The organism is Rhodoblastus acidophilus (genome assembly GCF_900187365.1).
Lineage (GTDB): Bacteria > Pseudomonadota > Alphaproteobacteria > Rhizobiales > Beijerinckiaceae > Rhodoblastus > Rhodoblastus acidophilus.
In genome coordinates, this window is sequence record NZ_FYDG01000014.1 from 41170 (window position 1) to 63271 (window position 22102).

Below are 22102 nucleotides of genomic sequence, written 5' to 3' on the forward strand. Positions count from 1 at the left end.
TCCGCGCCAACAAACATGGGCCGCTTTAGAACGTTTCTACGATTCGATAGGCCTTGGCCTCGGTCCATGCTTCCGAAGCGGATGAGCGGGAGTCATTTCCGCCACTTCGCCCGCATCGCCGCGAATTTCGCCAATTGGCTTGCGTCCGGCTCCCCCGCAACGTCGCGCCGGACCAGGATTTTGAACAGGGCGTCGCCGGTCTGATTCAGGAAGATCACCGCGCAGGATCTGCGCCCGGACAGGGAGCGGTCCACCAGCCAGACCGTGGCGCAGAGGTCGCGCGACAGCGCGTCAGCCGCCGGCGCGAGGGCGAACAGGTTGAACAGGCTGCGTCCCGCTCGTCCGGGCTGGAGCTGCGTCGTCATTTCGAAACCGCCATGCGCGTCGGAGGTCGCGAAGACGACCCGCCCCCAACCGGCCAGCTCGTCCCAGATTTGGGCGAAATATCGGCCGCTGGCCTTGCAGGCCTGCGACGACGGCAGCAGCGCCAGCACGTCGCGCAAGGTGAGGTCATGCCGGCGCGCGATCTCTTCGAGATCGACGTCGCCGATGGCCAACGCGCTGCGCGCCGCCTGGAGCCGCGTGGCGAAATCGCTCGCGGGGATCGTGACGACGAGGTTCATTCCGCCGCCTCCCGTGGCGCCAAGGGCGCGCTGAGCGCCTGAAGAACCTCAAATCCCTCGAACTGCGGCTGGCCGATCGACAGCGGCGCGCGCTGTTCCGCGCGATCATGCGCGGCGCGAAATTGCATCGACCGGGTCCAGGCCTCGAAATCCGCCTTGCGCGCCCATAAAGTGTAGGACGAATAGAGCATCGGCTCCGCTTCCTCCGATCCCTTGAGGAGCTGGAAGGTCATGAAGCCCGGCATTTGATGCAGCGTCGAATTGCGGGCCAGCCACATGGCTTCGAATGCGGCGGCGTTTTCTCTCAAAACCTTGAAACGATTCATCGCGACAAACATGGTTTCGCCTTTTCTGGATCAACGCAGGGAGTAGTTGACGGCCGTGGTGAAGCTCAGGCGCGCCCCGGCCGGCGCGGGCGGAAACGGCGCGGCGTTGCGCACCATCACGAGCGTGGCCTGATCGAGCGCGCTCGATCCTGAACCGCGCGCCAGAGCCACGCCCTGGACCTGGCCGGAGGCCGACAGCGTGAAGGCCACCACGGCGATTCCGGTGACGTCGCGGTCGCGCGCGACGGAGGGATATTGCTTGTGGCGCGCCAGTTGCGCGAGCACCGCGCCGCGCCAGTTTTGCGCCTCGGCGCCGCCGGACGCGGGCGCCGGGCCGCGCGCGCCGCCCTGTGAACCCGCGCGGGCGTTTTGGCGCTCGCTCCCGCGCCCGGCTTGCGCCAGAGGCGCCGGTTCTTTCTCGACGGCGCGCCGGGGCTGCGTCGGTCGCGTGGGTTTTGGAACGTTCTTGACGGCGCGCGGCGAGGGAACCGGCTTGGGCCGCGCAGGCGAAACACTTTTGCCAACCGGCGGCGGAGCCTCCTCGCCCGACGGCGAGACCGCCGCAACCGGCGCAGAGTCGATCGCCGGTTGCGGCGGCGCCTCGACCGGCGCGGGCGCCGCCTCGGAGTCGAGGCTGTTGAGATCGTCGGCGGAGAGGTAGGCGATGTCCAGGGTCCGCTCCCCACCCGCAAAGTCCTGGGCCGAATCGTCCGCCGGGGCGCGTGCGAACACGGCGATCGCCAGCGTGAGGTGCAGGGCCAGCGACGCCAGGGACGACCAGGCCAGCCGGCGCCACGCCCGCGCCTCCGGCCGCTCCGGCGCGGTGTCCTGAAGGAATGGCGCGGCGAACGTGCTGGACAGGATCATGATCCCCACCCTATTTCGCGGCATATTTGACGGTGAGGGTGAGTTTCGCCGTCAGCCCGGGGCTCGCCAGCGTATCGAGATATTGCACATAGCGCCGGTCGAACAGGTTGGTGACGCTCAAACCGGCATTCAGCCAGTCATTGTGCTTATAATCCGCGAACAGGTCGAACAGGGCGTAGCCGCCGCTCGGCGTGGTCACGTCCCTGGGGCTGTCGCCCACGAATGTGGCGCGCCCGCCGATGGTCAGCGCCTCGTTGAGGAAACGCAATCCGCCCGTAAGGCCGAGACGGTGCGGACGCACGCTGTTGAGCGGCGCGCGGGTTTCGAGATTGCGCCCCTGGTTCAGGGTGGCGTTGACGGAGGCGAAACCGTCGCGCCAGTCATAGGCGGCCTCAAGCTCCACGCCGTAAATTTCCGCGCGCGCGACGTTCAGATATTGATAGGACTGCATCGCCATGCAGTATCGCGGGGCGCGCGCGCACACCGTGGCGGGCATGCCGGGAATATAGGGCACGAGGTAGGAGGCGCCGACCGTCTCCATGTCGATGAAGTCGGTGACGCGATTGTCGAAGGCGGTGATTTTCGCACGCATCTTGTCGCCCTCGCGCAGGACATCGTCATATTTCAGATTGACGCCGCCCTCGACGTCATGCGCGACTTCCGGGCGCAGGCTGGGATTGGGCAGGATGGTGAAAGCCGGAAACGGATGGGCTCCGGCGATCAGCGTTTCCGTGATCGAGGGCGCGCGATAGCCCTCGGCATAGGTCGCGAAAACTTCGGCGCCCTCAACCGGCGACACGCCCACGGTGACCTTGGGCGACACGCGGTCGCCGCTCGATTCATACACGCCGCCGTTGAGCTGGTAGCGGTCGTAGCGCGCCGCGCCGATCACGCGCAGCCAGCCGCCATAACGAAACTCGTCCTCGACGAAGGCGCCGGACAGCGTTCTCCGCCCCGAGGGCGTGAGCGCCGCGATGAAGCCGCCGGCGTCGTCATAGGTCTTGACATGGTCCCACGACGCGTCGCCGCCGAAGGTGAGCGCGTGATCGGCGCCGAGCGTAGCGAAGCGCGCGGTGTTGTGGAGGTCGAACCCTTCGGTGTCGATCTTGTCGGAGCGTTTGCCGCCGACCTGGGCGCCCAGCGCGGCATAGGTCGCATTGGCTGACGCCAGCGTCTGCTCGTTGTGGGTCTGGGTGAGATAGACCTTGGCGCTGAGGTCGAGCAGCGGAATGTCCGGGCGGTTGAAGCGATAGCCGAGCGAATAGGTTCCGGCGTTGACGTCGTTGTTGAACCGAGATCCGGCGGCGCTCGTGCCGTTGTTGGCGTATTGGAAATTCTGCGTCAGCGCCGAGAGGCTGATTTCCTGGCCTTCGGCCGGGCGCAACCGCCCCTTGAACAGTCCTCCGACCGCGTCATTGCCGCTGTCGGAGACGCGAACGCCGTCGCCGTCGCGATAGGGTTCGCGGTTGCGGTAGAGGAATTGCGCGTAAAGGTCGGCGTAATCGTCGATGCGGGCGCCGGCCGCCGTGCTGTTGAGGAAATTCTGTCCGTTGGTTCCCGCGCCGAACTTTTGCACGACGCCATAGCGCTCGTCGGATTTCAGAATGTCGTCGACGCTCTTTGTGCTCAGCGACACCACGCCGCCGATCGCGCCGGAGCCATAGACATTGGCGACGGGACCGCGGGTGACTTCCGCCCGCCCCAAAAATTCCGGTTCGAGATAAAACGTGCCGGAGGGGCCGTGATCGGAAATCTGGTAGTCTTGGCGGGCGCCGTCGACCAGCACGTTGACGCGGCCGAAATCCTGCAAGCCGCGGATGTTGATGGACTGGCCGGGATCGTTGGCGGTTTGCTGCGCGGCGACGCCGGGGACGTCGCGCAGCAGGTCGGACACCGTCGACGGCTGGAAGCGCCCGGCCTCCGCCGCCGTGACCGTGCTCGCGCCGGCGAGCGTGTCGACGGTCTTCTCGTCCGTCTTGGTGGCGGTGACATTGATCGTGTCGAAGCCGGACGGGTCGGCGGCGGGCTCCGCCAACGCTTCGCCCAGGGTTGAAACGGCCGCCAGCGCGACCGCCAGACAGGCGCGTCCCGCGCCGCCGCGCCGCTTTGCCGATGGAATGCCAGACATTCAATACCCCCAACCCATGCAAGATGCGCTGGCTGGGCGGGAGGGCCTGGCTGGCTGGTTGGCGCGCGCCCTGTCGGACACGCGCATCACGTTGCGATGAAAGTGACGAACTGGAAACGCGGCGGCAAGCGAACCGTCAATATTTAGAACGGTTCAAAAAACTGCTCATTGTTTTGACAGCGCGCGCAGCCGCTTCCTACCATTGCGGCATCGTCACACATGCCTTGCGTTCATTCATGGATAAATCATCGAAATTCCCGCCCGGCCCGGCAGCTCCGACGCCAGCCTTCGCCACGGCCCTCGCGCTCGACGCCATCGACGCGCGCAGCCTGCTGAAAGGCCGCAAGGAGGCGCTGCTCCTGCTCGATGGCGAGCCTTATCGCCTGCGCATCACCGGCAACAACAAGCTGATCCTGACCAAATGACCGACAGGCCTCCCATGACATCGAAACGCAAGCGCATCGCGAATTTCGGCCCCGTCCTGACCGCCGCCTTGTTCATCCTGTGCTTGCGCCAGATCGCGCCGATCGCCGCCCCGGCGCAGGAACGCACTGTCGTCGTCGGCGGCGCCCTCACCGAAATCGCCTATGCGCTGGGACGTCAAGACGCCATCGTCGGCGTCGACGCCACCAGCCTGTTCCCGCCGCAGGCGCTCAAGGACAAGCCCAATATCGGCTATTTCCGCGCCCTGTCGGCGGAAGGCGTGCTGTCGCTGCGGCCCACGCGCATTCTGGCGGTGGAGGGCGCCGGGCCGCCGCCGACGCTCGACGCCTTGACGGCCGCCGGCGTCCCCGTCCAGCGCGTCGCCGACCAGCCGACGCCAGAAGGCGTCGCGCAAAAAATCCTCGCCGTCGGCGCCGCCTTCGACGCCGCGCCAGGCGCCGAGGCGCTGGCGGCGGAGGTCCGCGCGCGTTTCGCGGCGCTGGAGGCGCGCCGTCAGTCCATCGCCACGCCCAAGCGCGCGCTGTTCGTGCTCGCGGTGCAGAACGGCCGCCTGCTATGCGGCGGCGGCGGCACCGCCGCCGATTCCATGCTGCGGCTCGCCGGCGCGGTCAATGTCGCGGGCTTCGACGGCTACAAGGCCATGACCGACGAGGCGCTGATCGCCGCCGCGCCCGAGGCGATCGTCGGCATGGCGCGCGACGGCGCCTCCGTCGCCGAGGCCATCAAGGCCGCGCCGGCGGCGGCGCGCACCCCGGCGGCGCAGCATCAAGCGATTTTCGAGATGGACAGCCTTTATCTGCTCGGCTTCGGCCCGCGCGCGCCCGAGGCGGCGGCGGAGCTGATGAGCCGGCTCTATCCCTCCGGCGGCCCCTCCAGCGGCGCGGAGGCGCGATGATTTTCGCCCAGCCCTTGTTCGCCCGCGCCGACAATCGCGCGCCCGTCCTGCTGATCGCGGTCTGCGCCTGCCTTGCGGCCGCAGCGCTCGGCCTCTGCCTCGGCGCGACCTCCATTCCGCCAGAGCGCGTGACCTCCGCGCTATGGCGTGAACTCGCCCTCGGCGGTCCTGCCTCCGCCGAGGGCGAGCATTTCATCGTCGTCGGCCTGCGACTGCCGCGCGTCGTGCTCGGCCTCGAAATCGGCGCCGCGCTGGCGCTGGCGGGCGCGATGATGCAGGGCCTGTTCCGCAATCCGCTGGCCGACCCCGGCTTGGTCGGCGTCACCAGCGGCGCCGGGCTGGCGGTCGCCATGACCATCGTGCTGGGCGAACACATTTGGGGCGCGGGCGCGCAATGGCTGCATGTCGCGGCGCTGCCCGCCGACGCCTTCCTCGGCGGCCTCGCGGCGACCGGGTTCATCTACGTCCTGGCGACGCGCGGCGGCCGCACGTCGATGACGGTGATGCTGCTGGCGGGCGTCGCTCTGTCGGCCTTCGCCGGCGCGGCGACCGCGCTTCTGTCCTACCTGTCCGACGACCGGCAATTGCGCGATCTCAGCTTCTGGTTCCTCGGCAGCCTGGGCGGGGCGAATTGGGGCAAGGCGGCGACCCTGGCGCTGGCGCTGACGCCGGCGCTGCTCGCCATGCCCTGGCTGGCGCGCGGCCTCAACGGACTGGCGTTCGGCGAGGCCGAGGCGTTCCATCTCGGCTTGCGCGCCGAACTCATCAAGGGCGCGGCCATCGGCCTGATCGCGCTGGCGGTGGGCGCGAGCGTCGCGGCGGCGGGCGCCATCGGCTTCATCGGCCTGGCGGCGCCCCATCTCGTCCGGCTGATGGCCGGGCCGGATCATCGCATGTTGTTGCCGCTTTCGGCGCTGTGCGGCGCCACCTTGCTGGTCGGCGCCGACGCCCTCGCGCGCACGCTGCTGGCGCCGGCGGAACTGCCGGTCGGCATTTTGACGGCCAGCATTGGCGCGCCCTTCTTCCTCTGGCTGTTGCTGCGGGATTCCACGCGGAGCGATCCGACATGAATACATTCATCCAGGCCGAAAACCTCTCCTATGCCGTGAACGGGCGCAAGCTGATCGACGCGGTCTCCATCGGCTTCGATCCCGGCGAATTCGTCGCCATCATCGGCCCCAATGGCGCGGGCAAATCAACCTTGCTGCGTCTGCTGAGCGGCGAATTAAGGCCAAGCGCGGGACGGGTCGCCTGGTCCGGCGAACCCGCCGAAAAACTTTCGCCCGCGCGGCTGGCGCTCCGCCGCGCCGTGATGGCGCAAGGCGCGGCGCTGGCGTTTTCCTATCCGGTTCACGAGGTGGCGCGGCAGGGCCTCGCGGTGGTCGGCCGGCGCCTGCCGAAAATACAGGCGGACAAGATCGTCACGCGCGCTCTGGCGGTCAGCGGCGTGCAACATCTGTCTTACCGAAATTTTCTGACCCTCTCCGGCGGCGAACAGCAGCGCGCCCGCTTCGCCCGCGCCCTGTGCCAGCTGAAGGCCGCGCAGGAGCACGGCCGCTTTTGCCAGGCCTTGCTGCTGGACGAGCCGACGTCGAGCCTCGACCTCGAGCACCAGCTCGCGCTACTGGGCGCGGCGCGGGCGATCGTCGGCAGCGGCGTGACCGTGATCGCCATTGTTCACGATCTCAACATTGCGGCGCGTTTCGCCGACAGGCTGGTCGTCCTCGCTGGCGGCCGCGTCGTCGCGGACGGCCCCGCCGCTCAGGTGATCGACGAAGCGCTGGTGCGCGAGATTTTCCGCGCGACCATGCGCGTCGACCGCGAATCCGCAACCGGACTGCCGATCGTCCTGCCGCAGACAAATATTAACCGCTGTGACGTTCACGCCCAAGCGTTCTTGGCGCGATTCTGAGTGTGGTGGATTTCGGCGACGGCGCGGAATCGCCGTGAAAATCCTTGACCGCGCCTCCCGGCGCCTCGTGGATGCTCTTGATCTGCGAGGCGAACGCATCGGTCGCTTTGGCCGTCAGGCCGGCTAAGGTCTTCACATCCGACGCCACGACGGCAAGCCCCTTGTCTGCTTCGCCAGCGCGCATAGGCGATGAGAGCCTCACTTGTGTTGGATTCGATGTGTCGAAGGCGAACCACGCAGTCGCTATTACGGCATCAGGTCGAACGGACGCAGTGCGATATTTTGGCGAGATTGAAGCAACGCCTGCGGCGGTAGAACGGTTCGTGCATAAGCTTGAGAAGAACCAGCGGTTGCACTTTTGCTATGAAGCTGGCCCGACCGGCTATAGCTTTTATCGCCAGATCGTTGCGATGGGCCGTGCTTGCGAAGTGGTGGCTCCGTCTTGCGTCCCAATGCGCCCCGAGGACAGCCACGCGCAAGCAGGTCCTCAAAACTCAGCGGCGCAAAAACATCTTTTCGCACGCAGGCGGCGCGATTGGGGTCGCGTCCAACGGAAATCTTGAGTTTCGCCCGCGCGACCAATGACAGCGGGCGCGCGTCGTCGCGCGCTGACGCCACTTCCAGCAAAAATTTGCGCCGGAACGCGCGCTCGAAATCGGCATAGCCGTTGGCGATGACGTGAAACGCGTTTGGGCCGCCGATCACATGCTGCTTGCACCAATCCTCTATGGTGGTTCCGGCCATGTGCGGCTCATCGCGCAGTTCTTCCATGCTGAAGCCGGGCGCGCGATAGGCGCCGGTTCCAATGAATTCATTCTCGGTGCGAATGGGCAGGCCGTTGATGGTCACGCCCGAGGCGACGGTCTTGTCGCGCTCGTCCTCGGTCGCGCGCGCGCCGGCGCAATTGTCGGGGCCGTCGCCAGACACGTCGATGACGGTCGCAGAGGCCTGGCCGGGAACGTTGTGAACCAAGCCTTCGCGCGCCGCGCGCAGCATGGCGGCCAAGCAGGTGAATTCGCCGGAAACGCGGGGCATGGCGCGGATCAGCCCGGCGATGCGGCGGGCGTCCTCGGCGTTGGCGACGACCTGCCAGGACATGACCTCATGCGCATTGTCGGACCAAGCCAGCATCGAAACCGTCGCGCGATGATGCGGACCGCCGAGCAGGGCCTGAACGACGGACGGATCCTCCAGCGATCGGGCGATGCCTTCGAACTGCACGCGATAACGGGCGTCGTCCATCGAGCCGGAGACATCGACCGCCAGGATCAGCGCCGTGTCGAAATCTTCGGCCCGCGCCGGCGCCGCGGCGGCGCATACGCAGGCCAGCGCCAGTCCGGCGATCATTCGGGATCGAGCCAGATGCGCCATCCTTCCGCTCCATTGATCCTCAGTTGATAGACACCCGGCTTTTCAATCAGATATTCGTCTTCACCCGCTCCGCCGATATGCAGATTCTGAATCACCTCACCCTTGGCGTCCATCAGATAGAGGACGAAGATCACGCCGTCGGAGCGGAAGCGCAGCCGATGCGGCCGGTCCAGGGTGAACAATTCGGTCACGGCGTTATGATGGCCGACGAAGCGTGGCGGGGCCGCCGCGCGCGCCAGGGCGTCGTAGCAAGCGAGCCTTTCTCCCGCAGAAGCGACAGCGTGACAGGCGAGCAGGGTTTCGGCCAGCGTCTGAGCAAATCCAAAGCCGCCTGTGCAGGTCGCGGCAAGCGCCAAAACCAACAGCCGTCGGATCACTTCTTTCCCAATTCCCAGGCGCGAGGACCGCGCTGCCAGTCCTGCGGGCAGCCCACGCAGCCGTCCATCACCGCATCCTGGAAGATGGCGTAGCGCTTTAAAGCGCCGGTCATGTCGGCTTTGGCGAGATTGGCGTCGTAGAGCTGGACTTCCTGCAAATCGGCGTTGACGAGCTTGGCCTGCAAGAAATTGGCGGCGTTGGCGCGGGCGTGTTCGAGCGAGGCCGCCGTCAGGTCGGCGCCGGTGAAATCGGCGCGCGCGATCCGCGTGAATGACAGATCCGCGCCGCGCAGATTGGCGCCCTTCACGTTCGAACTTTGCATGAAGGCGGCCCAGAGCTTGGCGCCTTCGAGGTTGGCGCCTTCGAGATTGGCGCCGGTGAGGTTGGCGTGGCGCAAGTCGGCGCGCGCCAGATTAGCGCCCGACAAATTGGCCCCGGACAGGTTGGCGTCCTTGAGATCGACATGGCGCAGATCGACGCCGGGGCATTGGGTTTTGGGCGCGATCGCGCAGCCGTTCTCCACCCAGGGGTCGGGCCGGGGCTCCTTGTTGACGATGACATCGTAAGCGCGCGCCGGCGCGCCGAGCGCGGATGTCAGCGCCGCGGCCAAAAGGAAGCGGGAAAGAAAAAGGGGCCAGCGAGAACCGGTCGCGCTGCAGGATGGACCGCCATGTGACATGAACAACGTCCTTCTTGGGAGTAAGGATTGTGCGCCCATGTCGCATGGACGTTTCGCTGGCCCACGCGCGCCGCCGCCTGGAATGGGATGGGAGGCGACGCGAGCAAAGACCGGCCGTGAAGGAAATGAGGCCAGCCTGTCTGGGATACGGTTATTTCGACTGGGCCAATTCGGGCGGCAATTCGAAGACCCAGAACGATCCGCCCTGGCTGACCTGCTTGGTCAGATCGGCCATATCGCCGCCCCACAGCGGCACGGCGCCGCCATAGCCCGAGGAAATGCCGAGATATTGCTTGCCGTCCTCTTCCCAGGTGATTGGGATCGACACCACGCCCGAGCCGGTCTGGAACTTCCACAGCTCCTTGCCGTTGCGCGCGTCGAAGGCTTTCACGAAACCGTCTGATGTGCCGGTGACCCCGAAAACCTCCGGCAATTGATAGCGCAGCTCGAAAGCGGCGAATTGACGCTGAGCGCCGCCGACAGACGCTCGCGCCCGGTGGAGGGCGCGCCCCAATTGTCGCCCATCACATAGCCGGCGAAGCGCGGATCCGGCGGGACGGCGAAATTGAAATCCGAACTGCCGGGCGCGGCTCCAGCGCCGATGGTCGCCTTGGGCACGCCCGCGCCGGGGAGGTCGTGTGTCAACAGCAGCGCCCGTTCGATGGCCGACTGCTGGATATTGGGCTCCCCGGCCAAAGCCTGCGCGATGGTTCCCTTGACCAGTTCGTCGTTCACAAGCGACTCGTTCCTGACGGTGACGGCGCCGAACTGGCCGACCAGCAGTTTGAGCCGCAACTGGCCGGAGCGGGCGTCCTGGGCGGGCACGTACGTCTTGGCGACGAGATAGCCCTTGCTGCGATAGAGATTGGTGAGCTTGTCGGCCATCTCGTAGATTTCGGCCATCGACAGTTTCCGGCCCTCATAGGGGGCGAGCACGGCGCGCGTTTCCTCGGCGCCAAGCGGCTGTTCGCCGGCGACCGTCACCGATTTGATCAGCAGCTTCTGCTTGGCGTCGAGCCGCAATTGCGGCTCGACCAGTTGCGGCAGCGCCAGCCGCGGCGCCGGCTCAGGCACGGGCTGGGTGAGGCGCGACTGCTCCGCCTCGCGTGAGGCCGCGCCAGCGGCCGAAGCCGCGCCCGCCGCGCTTTGGGCCAGGGCGGGCGCGCTCGCCAGTAGGGCGAGGCCCGAGCCGCAGAGCGCGGTGGCCAGGTAGCGGCGGGCAGGAGCAGACATGAGTACAAATCCGACAGGAGACATCTGTAAGCGCGAAATCGGCAGGGTGCGGAAGCGCAGGCGGGACGCCATCAGTTGGCTCCCGCCGGAGTCGGAGTCTGAGCTGGAGCCGTGGGAACGGACGTCGCCGGTTGGGCCGGGGACGGCGCGCCGTTCGCCGGCCCAGCGGCGGGCGCGCCGGTCTTGTCGAGATCGAAATGACGGCCGCCGACGTCGAGCGAGCGGATGGTCGCGCCATAGTTGCTGGCTCCACCGGACCCACCGCCAGAGGCGCCATCGCCTCGGCCGTGATCCCCGGCCTTGTCCTTCGGACGGCGCTTTTCTTCCGGCTCGGACGGCAGAGGCGCCGGCGCGGTCGGCGCCGCGTCGCTCGGATCCAGCGCGATCTGATTGGCGGCGTCGAACTTCGGCGCGGGCGTTTGCCCGACATTGGCGGGTTCAGGCGCCGTGGTCGCGGCGGACGGGCCGGCGTCGTTGGCCAGCGCCTGCCGCGTGCCCGCCCCAGCCGCCTGGACTGCGGCGGCGGCTTGGGCGTTAGCCGCCTTTGCGTCTTGCGCGGCCTTGGCGTCTTGCGCGGCCTTGGCGTCTTGCGCGGCTTTGGCGTCTTGAGCAGCCTTGGCGTCTTGCGCGGCCTTTAATCCGCAGCGGCTTTGTCGGCGCGATCAGCCAGCACCTGACCGATCGTGCCGTCCAGGTAATATTTGATGTCGGCCATTTGCGACGTCGTCAGGCCGACCCCATTGTTCTCGACGTTGTTTGTCCCAAAGCCGACGCCATTGGCGTTGGCGTCGGAGTTATAAAATGTCGTGCTGTCGATCTCGGCGTTCGCCGCGTGCCCGATCAATCCTCCTTGCGAGCGCGCGCCCCCGGACATGGTGACATTGCTGAAGGAGTTGGATATGGCGCCATTGGTGAAAAAGCCCGCAAGGCCGCCGATCCGGCCCGCCGACGACGAAGCGCCCGTGAGAGCCCCGGTGGCGCTGACGCCGCTATAGCTTGTCTCGGTCGAGGATCCGACCAGACCGCCGACGCTGTAACCGACAGCCACAGTCACCCCGGAGGCGTCGACATTTCCTGTCGCATGGCTGTTTGTAATGGTCCCCATCAGGCCAGAACCCGTATCCGCGCCGCCGGATGCAGCAGAATAGCGGCTGCCTTCAATCTTCCCGACCAACCCGCCGGCGCCGGTTATGTTGGCGCCTGAGTTGTCGATGGTGCTGACGACCGTCACGTTGCCTGTCGCAAGGGCGCCAGTAATGGAGAAGGTCGGGGCATTGGGGAAAAGGTCCATATGCCAGTAACCGAGGTCGACATCGCCGATGAGCCCCCCGGCGGCGGCGCCGTAAGGCGTTGTATCGTTCGCTGTCACGTTGCCGGTCGCATAGACATTTGCGATGGTTATGGTCTTGCCGGCGAGTCGCTCGTCGCCATAGGCGCCGTTCACGCGTCCGATCAGGCCGCCCGCCATTGAGCCGCCAATAACGTTACCCGTCGAAAATGAATTGGTAAGTGAAGGGTTGAATATCGACGTACTCAAAGTTAAACTGCCAATAAGCCCGTCAGATCCATTTACAGGTCCCGTAGAATAGACAAGGTCTATCGTCGTATCGACGGCTTCGCCAATCAAACCGCCGTCGGCCGACACAGGCCCTGTGGCATGGGCGTGCGACACACGCGAGGAAATCGAAAACCCTTCGTCATCGGTGTCCGCATACACGAACCCCACCAGCCCGCCAGCCGTAGAACCCGTCACGTTTGCCGTTGAATAGGCATAGTCGATCGTATTGGCGCTGCCCGCCAGACCGCCGACATGATTGTTTCCTGTAACTGTACTGTTCCCACCAACATAGCTGTTGGTTATGGTCACGTTGGTTTTTTCGCTGACAAAGCCGTAAATGCCGCCGATCAGCGCCCCCACATAGCCGTATCCACTGACATTCGCGTCAACGAGACCGATGTCGCGCAACACCACGGTTCCCGCCGCAGCGGTGAGATTGAGCGCGGCCTTGTCGCCGGTCGCCGTGATCGTCTTGTTGATATAGAGATTGTTGGCCGCAGCGAGGGTCAAGGACGTATTCGCCGACCACGACAGGGCGTCGTTGACATAGAAATTACCGGAGGCTCCCGTAGCGCCCATCGTTGTGGAAAGGACAATGTTGTTGCTGCCCAACCGCGCGTTCAGCGTTGCGGCGCTCATGTCGCCGCCCGAGGCCGCGACGGTGAAATCGGTAGGATCAAGCGTCCATGTCCCGGTCTTGCCGAGCGCCGCCGACGTCGTGATTTTTGCCTTATCGGCGATGGAGACATGATCGCCGGATGTTTCGATGGTCCCGCCGTCGCCGCCCTTGCGCGCCGACGCGTCGAGCTTGCCGGAGACCCTGGTCTTGCCGCCATGGGCGTAAAGCTTGATCGCGCCGGACTTGTAGCCGCCGCCTGTGAGCGCCGCCATGGTGCGCGCCTGCACGATGCCGCTGTTGTTGACCTGCGCCGACAGAATGGCGTCGGCGGCCTTCGCGGTCATGATGACCTTGCCGCCGTCGGCGCGGATCATTTGCTTGTTTTCGACCAGCGCATTCATCACGCCCTTGTCGATGGTCACGTCAAACAGCGAATCGCCCTCGAAATTGAGGGTGATCTTACTGCCGGCCGTCATCGCCACCGCGCCGTAATCGGCGGTAATCGCCCCGCTGTTCGAGACCGTCTTGCCCATCAGCGAGACATAGCCGCCCGCGGAAGCCGCGATTTTGCCCTGGTTGACGACCGCGGCCGAGGAATTGCCGGCGAACGTATATTTTCCGGCGAGGAAATCCGCGTTGGAAATATCAAGTGTCGACGCGACGAGGCCGCCAACATTGACCGAGGCGCCCTTGGCGAACAGCACGCCATTCGGGTTGATGAGGAACACCTGGCCGTTGGCGTTGAGCGAGCCAGCGATGGTCGAGGCCTCAGGCCCAGTGACGCGGTTCAGTATGACCGAGGAGGCGCCCGGTTGGTTGAAGCTGACGCTTTCCCCTTGATTGATGGAAAAGCCCTGCCAGTTAATAATAGCTTTGCTGGTGGCTTGGGTGATGACGGTCGCAGTGGAAGTCGGCGCCGAAATGGTCGCCGAGCCGGCAACGACTGAGCCGCCCTGCGGGCCGGCGTGAACCGGTCGGACGAAGACAGCGACGCCAACCAGCGCCGTAGTGGCCAAAAGCAGACACTTGACGGACCGCGCGGAGCCGGTCCCACCGAGGCTGGGACAATATTGAAAATGAACTTGGAATTCGTTCTCTTTCAGCGATGCCTGTGATGGGCAATCCGCTTGATCCGTCATACAAGTCTCGATTCATGTAATTTAGATACATTGCTTTACGTAAGGTAAAGCTCGCGCCAAGGGCAGCCTTAATTTTTACATCCAGCAAAACGCCTTCGATGCTGTTTTTAAATGATTTTATGACTGCCTATAGTCAGGCGTAGGGGTAGCGTTTCGTTGGCATGTTGCTGTTTTAAGCAATATACGCCTGATATTTCGCCATATTTTCTGGCATTCGCTTGATCTGCGCTAACTACTTAATTTCCCTATACCGGTCTTGCTGCTGGAGTTCTCCCCTTCCGCGCCGGCCTCGCCAAGGCGAAGAAGGGCGATATTTCGCCGCCGATCCGGACCAAAGAGGGCATTCACATTGCTCGCGTGCTGGAATCCGCCGACGCCGGCAAGGAGCCGCTGACCTTCGAGGCGATCAAAGCCGTGAAATGACCGCGCCGCCGGGCGATCGACGCGCTCGCAGCAAACAGGCGCGTCGCCAGCCCTTTTGACGAAACGATGCGCCACCACCCTGCTCCCTTGGTCATTCGTCCTAAACGACTGCTATCGGTCACGCGACGCCATACATACTTTTGATCCTCGACGGCTTAGGGTCATGAGTGTGAGTTTATCTTGCTCCCGGAACGTCCGCTGAGTGAGCGACTCCCGCCGGTGGGACCATCATGTCGTAATCCGCCGGCAAGCGCCGGATGCTTCGACCGTTGCAGGATTAAAGTGACGTCCAAGCTCGAACTTGCGCTCTCGGCTCATTCCGACGTTACAGCGAGGGTCCGGAAGTAAGTGCTGACGGATTGCGTTAGGGGCTACACGCGCTGGGTCTAAAGTTCCCATCGCGCAGCTTGCCGCTCGGCAAACTGGCGGCGATGGGGACGGACGATGGCCGCAGTGAATGACGGCGATCTAACGCCAGGTTTTATGGTGCGCGCATCTGTCGGCTCGCGTTTACAAAACTTTACAGTCGTCGCCTTTCCCAGAAACATGAACCCCTCACCTTCCTCCCGTGCACATGTTCATGTGCATGAATTCATCGGCGAGGGAGATCGACATGACAATTGAAACGCAAACGCCCCAGCCGCCGCGGCGCTGGGGAAGAACGGTCCTGGCGGCGGCGCTGCTGCTGGGACTTGGCGGCGCCGGAGGCTTTGCCCTGGGCGCGTATAAGACGTCATCTTTCTTCTGGCATGCGATGGCGCCGGACAAGCTGACCCCGGAAGAAACCGCCTCCATGGTCGAGCGCAAGGTGGACCATGTGCTCTCGCGTGTAGACGCGACCGACGAACAGAAAGCGAAAGTGAACGCCATCGCGAGAGCGGCCGTCGCCGACCTGTCGAAGCTCGGCTTCACGCCTCGTGAAAGCCGAACAAAATTTCTAAACCTCTTCCGGGCGGACCAGATCGATCCCGACGCCATCGAAGCGCTTCGCGCCGAGCAAAGCACGAAATGGGACGCGGCGACAAAGCGTATCGCGCAAGCCGTCGCCGAGGCGGGCCAGGTGCTGACGCCCGAACAGCGTCGAGACCTGACCGAACGCTGGAACCGCCGCGTTTCGAGCTAGCTTTTCTGCGCAGCGCTGGGCATGGATGGCATGATCCAATCTGTGGGGAGCCCGTGCCCAGCATCCTTCTCATCGACGACGACGCCCGGCTCGCCGCCATGGTCGCGGACTATCTGCGCGACCATCAGTTCGAGGTTTTGCACGCCGCGACGGGCGCCGCAGGCCTCGCCGCGATCAGGCGGCAAAACTTCGATCTGATCCTGCTCGATCTGATGTTGCCGGATACGGATGGCCTCACGCTGTTCAGACCTTTGTCCGCAGCCCGCGTTCCCATCATCATGCTCACGGCGCGGGGCGATCCCATGGACAAGGTTGTCGGCCTCGAAATCGGCGCGGAGGATTACGTCGCAAAACCCTTCGAGCCGCGCGAGCTTCTGGCGCGCATCCGCGTGGTGCTGCGGCGGGGCGCGCCGGCGCCGTCCGACAGTCTTCGCTTCGGGCGTCTCGAAATCGACCGGAGCAGCCGCATCGTGCGGATCGGGGACGAGGAGAAGCCGCTTACGAGCTACCAGTTCGATCTTCTCAACGCTATGGCCGAGCGCGCCGGCCGCGTCCTGTCTCGCGAAACGCTCGCCGACCTTGTGCGCGGCGGCGAGGACTACGACCCTGCGTTCGATCGTTCGATCGACGTCCACATCGCGCGCCTTCGGGCGGTCCTCGAAGACGATCCGAAACGCCCGCGCCGAATCCTGACCGTGCGCGGCGCCGGCTATGTGTTCGCAAAGGCGCAGGACCGATGAGGCGCTTCTATCTTCGGATCACCCTTGCGCTCTTTGCAAGCCTCGCCGTTTTCGCGCTTCTGGCGGGATTGACGGCGGGACTTCTCCGCCTGTTCGACGAGCCTGCGGCGCGATCGTGGCCGGAGACGACCGCCGAAATCGCCGAGCGTCTCCTGCCGGCCGGCGCCGACCGCACCTCGCTGGCGTCCGAGCTTGCCTTCTGGAGCGAACGCAGCCGCTTCGACCTCGCCTTGCTGTCGCCAACTGGGGATTTGATCGCCAGAGCGGGCGACGCCCATGAGCTCCCCTCGACGATCCCGAACCATGAACGCCGCGACCGGATTTTTCGCGCGCCCGGAGGTATTTACGCACTGACGTTCCAGGACGGCCGCCGGTTGATCGCGGTCCCCAAAGCGCGTTTCGACTCGGTTCACGCCCTGCGTTTTCCTCTCGCATTGCTCGGGTTGGCGCTCGCCGTCGCCATCGGATTTTATCCGTTGATCCGCCAACTCACGCGCCGCCTGGAACAATTGGAGGCGGGGGTCGCGAAATTCGGCGAGGGCGATTTGGGCGCGCGCGTCGTCGTCAAGGGCAAGGACGAGATCGCAAAACTCGCGGCGACGTTCAATGGCTCCGCCGACCGCATCGAGAGCCTCATGAACGCCCACAAGCTTCTCCTCGCCCATGCCAGCCACGAACTGCGCTCGCCTTTGTCGCGGCTCCGCATGGCCATCGAACGGTTGAAGAACGCTCCGTCCGACGCGGCGGCGCAGAGCGAGACGGCGCGCAACATCGCCGAGCTGGATGCGCTCGTCGACGAGATCCTGCTCGCGTCCAGGCTCCAGGCGGCTGAACCGACCAAGGAGCCGGTCGATCTCGCCGGTCTTCTCGCCGAGGAATGCGCGGCTTTCGACGTCGAGGCGGTCCTTGCGAACCCGGCGGCGGCGCCGATGGTCGAGGGCGATCCGCGCCTCCTGAAGCGCCTGTTTCGCAACCTCCTCGAAAATGCCTCCGTTCATGGGGGGCCGGATGCGCCGGAAGCGATGATCGCCTCGGGCGAAAGCGAGGTTCGCGTTTCGATTTGCGACCGGGGACCCGGCGTCTCCGCGAGCGACCGCGAAACGATCTTCGAGCCGTTCCATCAAGGCCGGGCCTCCGCTGGCGGCGCAGGCCTCGGGCTCGCGCTCGTCCGGCAGATCGCCGAGCGACATGGCGGCGGCGTTCGCTGTCTTCCCCGAAACGGCGGCGGCGCTTGTTTCGAGGTCGAGCTTCCGCTTTTCGTCAGGAAGGACGCGCCGAAGGGGTCTCAGCCGACGGAAAGATGATGATGCTTCGCCCACCGGGCGCCGACTGATGACGTCCTGATTCAGCGCGGCGCTCACGCGCCTCAGTTGGCGAACCACATGCGCCGCAGCGCTTGATCAAGCCGGACATAGTGGTGGTAAGACGATGCGGAAACGTGAAGAACGTCTGGCGACGGGCCGAAGAAACGCGCTATGCGACCTGGCTCATTGCGCCCGGTCAGGTCTTCGGTCCGCCGAAAGCCGCGACGATGGCCTGGGCCGCCTGGACGAACCGGCTTCCCGGTCCTTCCGGCCCTACCGACTGCCAACTGACCCGCGCGCCCTCCACCAGCAATGTCAAGGCGTCGGCGAGCAATTCGGCGTCGCGGAAGCCCGCGGCATGGCAAATCCGCGCCAACCGGTCCCTGTGATCGGTCTTGACCTGAGCGATGACCTTGCGCGCGGGATGATCGGGTTCGGTGATTTCAACGGCCGCATTGGCGATATCGCAGCCGCGCGGGTCCTCGACCGCGCAAGCCATCGCGCAATCGATCCATTCAAGCAAAAGTTTTTTTGGATCGTTGGCGAATTCCGCTTCCCATTCGTCCCATTCCTGCGCGGCCTCGCGGCCGGCCTCCGTCAGACAGGCCGCGATCAGATCGTCCTTGGAGCCGAAATGACGATAAAGCGTCATCTTGTTGGTGCCAGCCGCCTCGGCGATGGCGTCGACGCCGACGCCGCGGAGCCCATGCTTGTGAAACAGGTCGCGCGCCGTTTCGATGATGCGCTCCCGGGGCGGCGTCCGCGAGCGGACGCATTCCTTGACGGGCCCCTTGGACATTTTCGCCTTCCCTAATAAAGCCAGCCCTTGACAGGGTGTGACCCGTCTGTAACATCTGAACCGTACTTACCGGTAACACCTCGCTGGCTTCCGGTCAACAAATCAGCCCCATTCACAGTCTCAGGCTGGCGCAAAGCGCCGCCGGCTTCAAGCGGAAAGGACCGGTCATGGACGCGCAGACCATCGAGCGCCGGATCAACCAGCTTCTCGACGATCCCATGATTTCCCTGATGATCCAGGCGGATGGCGTCGATCGCGCCCGATTGGCGAACCAGATTCGCTGGCTCGGTCGTCCCACGAGCGCCCTGTCAACCGGCGTCAGAAAGTCGCGGGGCAATGCCGCCCGGTTTCTCCAGGTCGCTTGCGGAGGCTGCGCGCCATGATCGGCTTTTTCACAACTCGCCCCGTCTTCGCCTCGGCCATCGCTATCATCATGGTGATGGCCGGCGCCATTTGCTATTTCCTGCTGCCGGTGTCGCAATTTCCCGACATCAGCCCGCCTCAGGTCGTGGTTCAGGCCAATTATCCCGGCGCCAGCGCGCAGGTCGTCGCCGACACGGTGACGACGCCGCTTGAGCAGCAGATCAACGGCGTCGCCGGCATGGCCTACATGTCCTCGACCAGCTCCAACGACGGCTCGTCGACCATCACCATCACCTTCCAGGTCGGGTATCCGCTCGCCATCGCGGCCGTGGACGTGCAGAACCGCGTTTCGCAAGCCTCCGCGCAATTGCCGTCCATCGTCAATCAGGGCGGCGTGACGATCAAGAAGCAGAATCCCAATTTCGTCCTGATCGTCAATCTGACGTCGCCCGACCATTCGGTCGATCCGATCGCCCTGAGCAATTACGCCACCTTGCAGATCGTCGATCCGCTGAAGCGCCTGTCCGGCGTCGGCGACGTGCAGATTTTCGGCGAGCGGCGCTATTCGATGCGCGTCTGGCTCGATCCCGACCGGCTCGCCAATCTCGGCGTCACCGCCGTCGATGTGCAGAACGCGCTGGCCGAGCAGAACCTGCAGGTCGCCGCCGGCAAGATCGGCCAGTCGCCCGCGCCGGCCGGAACGGCTTTTGAAATGCAGGTCAACGCGCTCGGCCGTCTCAGCGACCCCCAGCAATTCGGCGACATCGTTTTGCGCGCGGCCCCGGTGGGGGGCGCCGTGGTTCGCCTGCGCGATGTCGCGCGCATCGAATTGGGCGCGCTGCAATATTCCTCCACCGCCTTTTTTGGCGAGGAGCCGACCGTGGTGCTCGGCGTGTTCCAGATGCCCGGCTCCAACGCGCTCGACCTGCAAAAGAGCGTGCAGGACGAAATGGAGACGCTGGCCAAGCGCTTCCCCAACGGCATTTCCTACGCCATGCACTATGACACGACGCGTTTCGTCGCGGCGGCCATGCATGATGTGCTGATCACGCTGGCCGAGGCGCTCATTCTCGTCGTCGCGGTCGTCTTCGTCTTCCTGCAAAGCTGGCGCACGACGCTGATCCCGACCATCGCCATTCCCGTCTCGCTGATCGCGACGCTGGTGGTGATGGAGGCGCTGGGCTTCTCACTCAACATGCTGAGCCTGCTGGGCATGGTGCTCGCCATCGGCCTGGTGGTGGACGACGCCATTGTCGTGGTCGAAAACGTCGAGCGCCAGCTCGAGGCGGGCCTCGCGCCGCTGCCGGCGGTGCGCAAGGCGATGGCCGAAGTCACCGGCCCGATCATCGCCACCACGGCTGTGCTGATGGCCGTGTTCGTTCCGGTCGCCTTCATTCCCGGCGTCGCCGGCCGGCTGTACAACCAGTTCGCGCTGACCGTCGCCATTTCCGTCGGCATTTCCGCCTTCAATTCGCTGACCTTGAGCCCGGCGCTGGCGGCGGTGTTTCTCAAACATCGCCCCACCGGCGAATTCATCCTGTTCCGCTGGTTCAACGCCGGGTTCGAGCGGATGCAGCACGCCTATTCGCAACTGGCGCGCCGGCTGATCGCGTTGCGCTGGGCGATGCTGGCGCTGTTCGCCGTCGCCGTGGGCTCAACCTTCCTGCTGTGGCGGACGATTCCCTCGACCTTCCTGCCGGTGGAGGACCAGGGCTATTTCTTCGTCGTGATTCAGTTGCCCGACGGCGCCTCATTGGAGCGCACCGACGCGGTGGCGAAAAATGTGCGAGACGTGCTGCAATCCACCCCCGGCGTCGAGATCGTCGGCTCGATCAGCGGTCTCAACTTCCTGACCAATGCGGCGCAGAGCAATTCGGCGGTGGAGTTCGCCATTCTCAAACCGTGGGACGAGCGTCCGCCCGAGCAGAACGCATCGCGCATCGTCGCCGAGGTCAGGCCGAAACTGCTGGCGATCCCGGACGCCATCGCGCTGAGCTTCGATCCGCCGTCGATCCCCGGTCTCGGCGCCACCGGCGGCTTCGAGTTCCAGGTCGAGGATCTTTCGGGGCGCGGCGCGCAAGCCTTGAACGAGGTCACACAGGCGTTGATCGCCGAGGCGCGCAAGCAGCCCGAGCTCAATCCTCAGCAATTGTTCTCCGCGTTCAGCACTTCGACGCCGCAATACAATTACGATCTCGACCGAACCAAGGCGAAATTGCTCGGCCTGAGCCTGCCGGACGTGTTCAACACATTGCAGATCTATCTCGGATCGCTCTACGTCAACGACATGAACCTGTTCGGCCGCACCTTCCGCGTGACCTTGCAGGCTAACCAGGAGGCGCGCGCCAACCCGGCCGACATTTCGCGCTTCTATGTGCGCAACGCCGCCGGCGGCATGGTTCCGCTCTCCACGCTGGGCGTGCTGCGCGACATTGTCGGGCCGGAGACGGTGACCCATTACAACAATTACGGCGCGGCGCTGATCAATGGCGTGGCCGCGCCGGGCTACAGCTCCGGCCAGGCGGTATTGGCGATGCAGCGCGCCGCCGCGACCGCGCTGCCGCGCGACTTCGCCTATGAATGGACCGGCGTCACCTTGCAGGAGCTCAAGGCGGGGTCGATGGCCTCGCTGATCTTCGGGCTGGCGATCGTCTTCGTCTTCCTGATCCTTGCGGCGCAATACGAGAGCTGGACCATGCCGTTCATCGTGCTGATGGCGGTGCCGCTGGCCCTGCTCGGCGCCGTGCTGGCGATCTGGACGCGCCAATTGCAGATCGACGTCTATTCGCAGATCGGCTTCGTCATGCTGATCGGCCTCGCGGCGAAAAACGCCATTCTGATCGTTGAATTCGCCCGCCGCCGCCGCGAGGAAGGCCTGGAGATCGTCGAGGCGGCGATGGAGGCCGGGCGCCTGCGCCTGCGCCCGATCCTGATGACCGCCTTCGCCTTCATTCTCGGCGTCACGCCGCTGATGGTGGCGACCGGCGCCGGCGCGGCGAGCCGGCAATCGATCGGCACGACGGTGTTCGGCGGCATGCTGGCGGCGACCTTGCTGACGCTGCTGTTCGTGCCCGTCTTCTACTACGTGGTCGAGCGCCTGCGCGAGCGCATGGCGGGACGCCCGGACGCAATCAACGAAGCGCATCCGCAACCCAGCGCTGCCGAATAACGGAGGTCA

Annotated in this window: 20 protein-coding genes and 1 pseudogene; 9 read left to right on the forward strand and 12 right to left on the reverse strand. The window is 65.1% G+C overall.

Annotated elements, in window-relative coordinates; all coding sequences use genetic code 11:
* Positions 1 to 92: 92 nt before the first annotated feature.
* The 4 genes from CFB24_RS18280 to CFB24_RS18295 are packed head-to-tail and all read right to left on the reverse strand — an operon-like array spanning position 93 to position 3944.
* Complete coding sequence (locus tag CFB24_RS18280; RefSeq protein ID WP_088522084.1) at positions 93 to 623, reverse strand: ChuX/HutX family heme-like substrate-binding protein; 531 nt, start codon at positions 621 to 623, stop codon at positions 93 to 95.
* Positions 620 to 961 (reverse strand): heme-degrading protein HmuQ, encoded by a 342-nt coding sequence (hmuQ, locus tag CFB24_RS18285; protein ID WP_088522085.1) that lies wholly within the window; start codon positions 959 to 961, stop codon positions 620 to 622. The genes CFB24_RS18280 and hmuQ overlap by 4 nt, the downstream gene beginning before the upstream one ends.
* Before the next feature lie 18 nt (positions 962 to 979).
* Positions 980 to 1816, reverse strand: coding sequence for an energy transducer TonB (locus CFB24_RS18290; protein WP_088522086.1), 837 nt, complete (start codon positions 1814 to 1816; stop codon positions 980 to 982).
* A 10-nt stretch (positions 1817 to 1826) separates the two neighbouring features.
* Positions 1827 to 3944 (reverse strand): TonB-dependent hemoglobin/transferrin/lactoferrin family receptor, encoded by a 2118-nt coding sequence (locus CFB24_RS18295; protein ID WP_088522087.1) that lies wholly within the window; start codon positions 3942 to 3944, stop codon positions 1827 to 1829.
* Between CFB24_RS18295 and hemP the strand changes: the two genes are divergently transcribed.
* The 4 genes from hemP to CFB24_RS18315 are packed head-to-tail and all read left to right on the forward strand — an operon-like array spanning position 3929 to position 7195.
* Entirely contained in the window at positions 3929 to 4369 is a 441-nt protein-coding gene (hemP, locus tag CFB24_RS23665) for a hemin uptake protein HemP (RefSeq protein ID WP_244593261.1), read from the forward strand. The two genes, CFB24_RS18295 and hemP, sit on opposite strands and share 16 nt — an antisense overlap.
* Positions 4370 to 4383: 14 nt before the next feature.
* The gene (locus CFB24_RS18305) at positions 4384 to 5283 is read left to right on the forward strand and encodes a heme/hemin ABC transporter substrate-binding protein (RefSeq protein WP_088522089.1); all 900 of its coding nucleotides are present in this window, start codon (positions 4384 to 4386) and stop codon (positions 5281 to 5283) included.
* On the forward strand, positions 5280 to 6353 hold the full coding sequence (locus CFB24_RS18310) for a FecCD family ABC transporter permease (protein WP_088522090.1): 1074 nt from the start codon (positions 5280 to 5282) through the stop codon (positions 6351 to 6353). The genes CFB24_RS18305 and CFB24_RS18310 overlap by 4 nt, the downstream gene beginning before the upstream one ends.
* Complete coding sequence (locus CFB24_RS18315; protein ID WP_088522091.1) at positions 6350 to 7195, forward strand: heme ABC transporter ATP-binding protein; 846 nt, start codon at positions 6350 to 6352, stop codon at positions 7193 to 7195. Before CFB24_RS18310 ends, CFB24_RS18315 begins: the two co-directional genes overlap by 4 nt.
* 246 nt (positions 7196 to 7441) lie before the next feature.
* On the opposite strand, the gene CFB24_RS18325 is transcribed toward CFB24_RS18315, so the two are convergent.
* The 7 genes and pseudogenes from CFB24_RS18325 to CFB24_RS22675 form a co-directional block, all read right to left on the reverse strand.
* Positions 7442 to 8566, reverse strand: coding sequence for a DUF1194 domain-containing protein (locus CFB24_RS18325; protein ID WP_088522093.1), 1125 nt, complete (start codon positions 8564 to 8566; stop codon positions 7442 to 7444).
* Positions 8539 to 8943 carry a hypothetical protein gene (locus tag CFB24_RS18330; protein WP_141098500.1) on the reverse strand — a complete coding sequence of 135 codons (405 nt, stop codon included), beginning with the start codon at positions 8941 to 8943 and terminating at the stop codon, positions 8539 to 8541. Before CFB24_RS18330 ends, CFB24_RS18325 begins: the two co-directional genes overlap by 28 nt.
* Positions 8940 to 9554, reverse strand: a complete 615-nt coding sequence (locus tag CFB24_RS18335) for a pentapeptide repeat-containing protein (RefSeq protein ID WP_244593260.1) — start codon at positions 9552 to 9554, stop codon at positions 8940 to 8942. Before CFB24_RS18335 ends, CFB24_RS18330 begins: the two co-directional genes overlap by 4 nt.
* 220 nt (positions 9555 to 9774) lie before the next feature.
* Positions 9775 to 10035, reverse strand: a pseudogene (locus CFB24_RS18340) (PQQ-dependent dehydrogenase, methanol/ethanol family); the annotation flags it as partial.
* Complete coding sequence (locus CFB24_RS18345) at positions 10011 to 10928, reverse strand: POTRA domain-containing protein (RefSeq protein WP_088522095.1); 918 nt, start codon at positions 10926 to 10928, stop codon at positions 10011 to 10013. The pseudogene CFB24_RS18340 and the gene CFB24_RS18345, both read right to left, overlap by 25 nt.
* 562 nt (positions 10929 to 11490) lie before the next feature.
* Positions 11491 to 14172 carry a two-partner secretion domain-containing protein gene (locus CFB24_RS18355; protein WP_088522097.1) on the reverse strand — a complete coding sequence of 894 codons (2682 nt, stop codon included), beginning with the start codon at positions 14170 to 14172 and terminating at the stop codon, positions 11491 to 11493.
* Positions 14173 to 14400: 228 nt separating this feature from the next.
* Positions 14401 to 14670 carry a hypothetical protein gene (locus tag CFB24_RS22675; protein WP_141098501.1) on the reverse strand — a complete coding sequence of 90 codons (270 nt, stop codon included), beginning with the start codon at positions 14668 to 14670 and terminating at the stop codon, positions 14401 to 14403.
* 538 nt (positions 14671 to 15208) lie between these two features.
* Here CFB24_RS22675 and CFB24_RS18360 point away from each other — a divergent pair.
* The 3 genes from CFB24_RS18360 to CFB24_RS18370 are packed head-to-tail and all read left to right on the forward strand — an operon-like array spanning position 15209 to position 17762.
* A complete protein-coding gene (locus tag CFB24_RS18360) occupies positions 15209 to 15718 on the forward strand; it encodes a Spy/CpxP family protein refolding chaperone (RefSeq protein ID WP_158255268.1) in 510 nt (169 codons plus the stop codon).
* 53 nt (positions 15719 to 15771) lie between these two features.
* Positions 15772 to 16458 (forward strand): response regulator, encoded by a 687-nt coding sequence (locus CFB24_RS18365; RefSeq protein ID WP_275936880.1) that lies wholly within the window; start codon positions 15772 to 15774, stop codon positions 16456 to 16458.
* On the forward strand, positions 16455 to 17762 hold the full coding sequence (locus CFB24_RS18370; protein WP_088522100.1) for a HAMP domain-containing sensor histidine kinase: 1308 nt from the start codon (positions 16455 to 16457) through the stop codon (positions 17760 to 17762). The genes CFB24_RS18365 and CFB24_RS18370 overlap by 4 nt, the downstream gene beginning before the upstream one ends.
* A 196-nt stretch (positions 17763 to 17958) precedes the next feature.
* Here CFB24_RS18370 and CFB24_RS18375 read toward each other — a convergent pair whose 3' ends face one another.
* Positions 17959 to 18561: a TetR/AcrR family transcriptional regulator gene (locus CFB24_RS18375; RefSeq protein ID WP_088522101.1), complete on the reverse strand. Its 603-nt coding sequence runs from the start codon at positions 18559 to 18561 to the stop codon at positions 17959 to 17961.
* Between the two features lie 167 nt (positions 18562 to 18728).
* Between CFB24_RS18375 and CFB24_RS18380 the strand changes: the two genes are divergently transcribed.
* Positions 18729 to 18944 (forward strand): hypothetical protein, encoded by a 216-nt coding sequence (locus tag CFB24_RS18380; RefSeq protein WP_088522102.1) that lies wholly within the window; start codon positions 18729 to 18731, stop codon positions 18942 to 18944.
* Complete coding sequence (locus CFB24_RS18385; RefSeq protein ID WP_088522103.1) at positions 18941 to 22093, forward strand: efflux RND transporter permease subunit; 3153 nt, start codon at positions 18941 to 18943, stop codon at positions 22091 to 22093. Before CFB24_RS18380 ends, CFB24_RS18385 begins: the two co-directional genes overlap by 4 nt.
* The last annotated feature ends 9 nt before the right edge of the window (positions 22094 to 22102 follow it).